The following is a 4,151-nucleotide window of genomic DNA, read 5'->3' on the forward strand; positions in this document are numbered from 1 at the left end:
CTAACGGGAATCCCCCACTATAACCGCTTGCGGTTTAGTGGTGGGAGGATGTCAAGGTTTTACTCACTTTCTTTATGATTCACATTTATGGACACTAGCCGATTCTTTTCTATGCTTCCTGCCAATGGTATAAATCATCCCTAAGGGATGATCGAAAACTATAATTCAGGATCCGCACATGGCTGTCGTAAAACGTATGTCCCAAAAAACCGGTCGCATCAGAGCCGAGAGGGTTCGGCTGATTTTGCAAGCAGCCGAACAGGAATTTGCCCGACATGGCTTCGGGGGAGCGACAATCCAGCGAATAGCTGACCTGGCCGATTTGCCGAAACCGACTGTGTTGTATTACTTCAGTAACAAGCAGGAAATTTATGACGAAGTACTTAGCAACATTCTGAGTCTCTGGAACGACAAACTGAACGGCTTTCACCCGAAAGATGACCCTGCAGAATCCCTTGAGCGCTATATCCGTTCAAAGATCGAAGTTTCCAGAAAATACCCCACCGCCAGCCGGATTTTTGCCAGCGAGATCATTCATGGCTGCCAGCAACTGTCTCCTTCCATGAAGGCCTCTGCCCAGCAATGGTTTAAAAACAAAACAGAAATTTTTCAGCACTGGATGGATGAAGGCAAAATGGCCCGGGTCGAGCCCATGCACCTGATTTTTATGATTTGGGGATCGACTCAGCATTACGCTGATTATGAAAAGCAGATTTGCATGATCATGGATAAGAAGAAACTGCCTGCTTCAACCTACGATAAAGCCGCTGACACTATCTGTGACATTGTTCTTCGTGGTTGCGGTTTGAAGGTTTGAGAAACGTCAAAAATCTTGTACAGTCGCAACATAAAACAAAACCGGCAGATTAACACGAAAGTCACTGCTATAAACCGCTGTAATGGTGGTCTATGGTATGTGGCAATTTATGACCCCATCCAGGCCGCCTGCTCATAACAAAAGGCAGATAATGAAAGTCTGGATAAAACACCCCTTGGCTACTTTTACCGCCAACAATCAGAACGCTGGCAACGGTGTGGTTATTGATGAAAGCTCTGGCAAGCTCACGGAGCTGGTCCCTTCGGGACAATCCCCGAAAACCCCGTTTGATCAAAGCTACGACGCTTCCGGACAGATTCTGATTCCCGGCCTGATCAATGCCCACCACCACCTTTATCAAACCCTGACCCGTGCTTTTCCTCCAGCACTGAATAAAAAACTCTTTCCCTGGCTGCAAACACTTTATCCGGTCTGGGCAAAACTGAAGCCAGAGATGCTCTTTAATGCCACTCAGCTGGGACTGACAGAACTGTTGCAATCCGGTTGTACAACAGTGGCGGATCATCACTACCTTTTTCCAGAAACACTCACCGAAGCCATTGATATCCAGGTGAAGGCCGCTGATAGTGTTGGCGGACGGGTAATGTTGACTCGGGGTTCGATGAGTCTTGGAGAAAAGGATGGCGGCCTTCCTCCCCAATCAACCGTCCAAACGGAAACACAAATACTAAACGATTCAGAACGTCTAATTCATCGTTACCATCAGCCAGAAGAGGGAGCAAAGATTCAGATTGCTCTGGCGCCATGTTCACCTTTTTCAGTCAGCACAGAGCTGATGAAAGAGACCGCCGGGCTCGCCCGTAAACACAGTGTTCGATTGCATACTCATCTGGCTGAAACTCTTGATGAAGACAGCTTCTGCATTCGACGATTTGGTCTGCGTCCACTGGATTATCTTGAATCTGTGGGCTGGCTGGCTGACGATGTCTGGCTGGCTCATGGCATTCACTTCAATGAGGATGAAATCAAAAGAATGGGGCAGGCGGGTTTGGCCGTCTGTCACTGTCCTACCTCAAATATGCTTCTTGCATCGGGCGTCTGCCGAACCAAAGAACTCGATTCTGCAGGCGTCCATGTCGGACTGGGTGTGGATGGCTCTGCTTCTAACGACGGCTCGAATATGATGCAGGAAGTCCGTCAGGCTTTGCTGATCAACCGTCTGCGTTACGCCGCAGATGAAGTCACTCATCTTGATGCCTTGTACTGGGCGACAAAAGGTTCAGCGAAAGCACTTGGTAGGGAGGATATTGGAGAACTGGCAGTAGGGAAGCAGGCCGACCTTGCTCTTTTCAGCCTGGATGAGTTGCGTTTCAGCGGCAGCCATGACCCATTGGCAGCATTAGTTCTTTGTGGAGGCCATAAAGCAGCTGCCGTGATGTGTGCAGGAAAGTGGCTGATTAAAAATGAAGCACTGCTTCATCTTGATCAACACGCTATCATGGCTGCCCACCAGCTTTCAGCCAAAAAACTGGTGTCCTGAGGTATGATGGAGTTCTCAGAAAGCGGTTTCTTCTTTGATGGATCCTGAAGACGCATTAATATTTTTCACCACTTTTCTCTGATCGCTGGATGCCAGCCCGGATTCTTCAGGCAAAACCAGCGACAGCAAAATAGCAGTCAAACCTCCGGTGGTGATCGACGAGCCGAAAATGTTTTTGACCAGTTCCGGCATCTGACTCAGCACCTCAGGCACAATTGTGACACCCAGCCCCATGCCTATGGACACAGCAATAATCATTACCTGCCGACGATCAAGCGACTCTGAAGCCAGTATGCGAATACCTGAAGCAGCCACTGTGCCAAACATAACCAATGTGGCCCCACCCAGAACAGGTTTGGGAATCTGCACCAGGATGGCCCCGAGTATCGGGAAAAGTCCCATCACAAAAAACAGTCCGGCAATAATATAGCCAACAAATCGGCTGGCGACGCCGGTCATTTGAATCACACCATTGTTCTGACTGAACGTCGTCGTTGGAAAGCTGTTCAGGCAGGCTGCGGTCAGAGAGTTCACGCCATCAGCCAAAATTCCGCCACGAATACGCTCAACGTATTCATCACCCTTAATAGGTTCTCCTGAGAGCTTTGCTGTTGCAGTGAGATCACCAGTCGATTCAATGGTCGTAATCACATAAATGAGAGCAATCGGAATGAATAACTCCCAATCGAAGGTCATTCCATATTTAAAAGGCACTGGAATAGTAAATAATGCCGAGTCCGTTAATCCCTCCAGAGTCATTTTACCGGAATAAAGTGTCATCAGGCTGCCTACCAGCAAGCCGAGGAAAATCGCCGAGAGACGAACCATGGGACGGGAACTGCGATTAAAAAAGATCACAGTCGCCAACACTGTGATGCTCACTGCAAGGTTGCTCAGTGCACCAAAATCAGGCGCATTGAAGCCACCGGCCATATCAGTCACAGCCACCTTAACCAGGCTGAGACCAATCAGTGAAATGACAATTCCGGTGATGGTTGGCGTTATGATCTTGCGCAGTTTATGGAAAAAACGGCTCAGGATAATCTCGATAAATGCCCCGAAAAAACAGAGCCCTGTCATTAAAGCTATAATCTCTTCATTGCTGCCTCCCCGACTCTTAACAACAAAGCCGGCAGCAATCAGGGAACTTAAAAAAGCAAAACTGGTCCCTTGAATACTCAGCAAACCAGAGCCCAGAGGACCAAAACGTCTGGCCTGGATAAAGGTACCTATCCCTGATGCGATTAACGCCATACTGACCAGATAAGGAATATGTTCTCCCAGGCCCAGCACCCCACCGATGACCAGAGTTGGTGTCACAACACCCATAAAGCTGGCGATCATATGTTGCAAAGCACTGAAAAAAGCTCTAGGTAATGGTGGCTTGTCGTTTAGCTGGTGAATGAGTTCGGGATTATGAACCTCGGTATTCATGGGTACTCCTGCCGTTTTTTTTGTTATTCAGAAGGAGTATTGCAATTACTTGACCAATTGTTCAATTTTTTTGGAGATATTCGAAATAAAATACCAGCGCAACCAGCCTGCCAAGGGCGAGCCTTTCATGATGCAGGGGATAGACAGATGGACGTGAACATGGCACTTCAGATCACGACCTGACGTTTGCAGTGCGTTTCCCTCCTGAGCCTATGACAAGCAGAAATCAATTACTTGACTTTGCATCATCAGGCTTTCGTTTTCGGTGTTGCCTTCTGTGATCCGACAGGGCATTCACGTTTGGCAGGGTCTTCTGGCACTCAGGGCAGGTTTGCTCTCCGGTATGATCTTTTCTTTTGTGATCCGACAGGGCTTGTGCGTTTGGCAGAGTCTTCTGGC

4 protein-coding genes are annotated in these 4,151 nt (G+C 48.3%); 2 read left to right on the plus strand and 2 right to left on the minus strand.

The window, feature by feature from the left end:
• Positions 1–178: 178 nt before the first annotated feature.
• The gene (locus KDK19_RS04845) at positions 179–817 is read left to right on the plus strand and encodes a TetR/AcrR family transcriptional regulator (RefSeq protein ID WP_257280327.1); all 639 of its coding nucleotides are present in this window, start codon (positions 179–181) and stop codon (positions 815–817) included.
• A gap of 151 nt (positions 818–968) precedes the next feature.
• Positions 969–2,318, plus strand: coding sequence for an 8-oxoguanine deaminase (locus KDK19_RS04850; protein ID WP_257280326.1), 1,350 nt, complete (start codon positions 969–971; stop codon positions 2,316–2,318).
• Between the two features lie 15 nt (positions 2,319–2,333).
• Here KDK19_RS04850 and KDK19_RS04855 read toward each other — a convergent pair whose 3' ends face one another.
• Together KDK19_RS04855 and KDK19_RS24295 are read right to left on the minus strand one after the other, a co-directional pair.
• On the minus strand, positions 2,334–3,752 hold the full coding sequence (locus tag KDK19_RS04855; protein ID WP_257254237.1) for a uracil-xanthine permease family protein: 1,419 nt from the start codon (positions 3,750–3,752) through the stop codon (positions 2,334–2,336).
• Between the two features lie 226 nt (positions 3,753–3,978).
• Entirely contained in the window at positions 3,979–4,140 is a 162-nt protein-coding gene (locus KDK19_RS24295) for a hypothetical protein (RefSeq protein WP_368736438.1), read from the minus strand.
• Between the last annotated feature and the right edge of the window lie 11 nt (positions 4,141–4,151).

The sequence above is a fragment of the Endozoicomonas sp. ONNA1 genome, from assembly GCF_024606325.1.
GTDB lineage: Bacteria > Pseudomonadota > Gammaproteobacteria > Pseudomonadales > Endozoicomonadaceae > Endozoicomonas_A.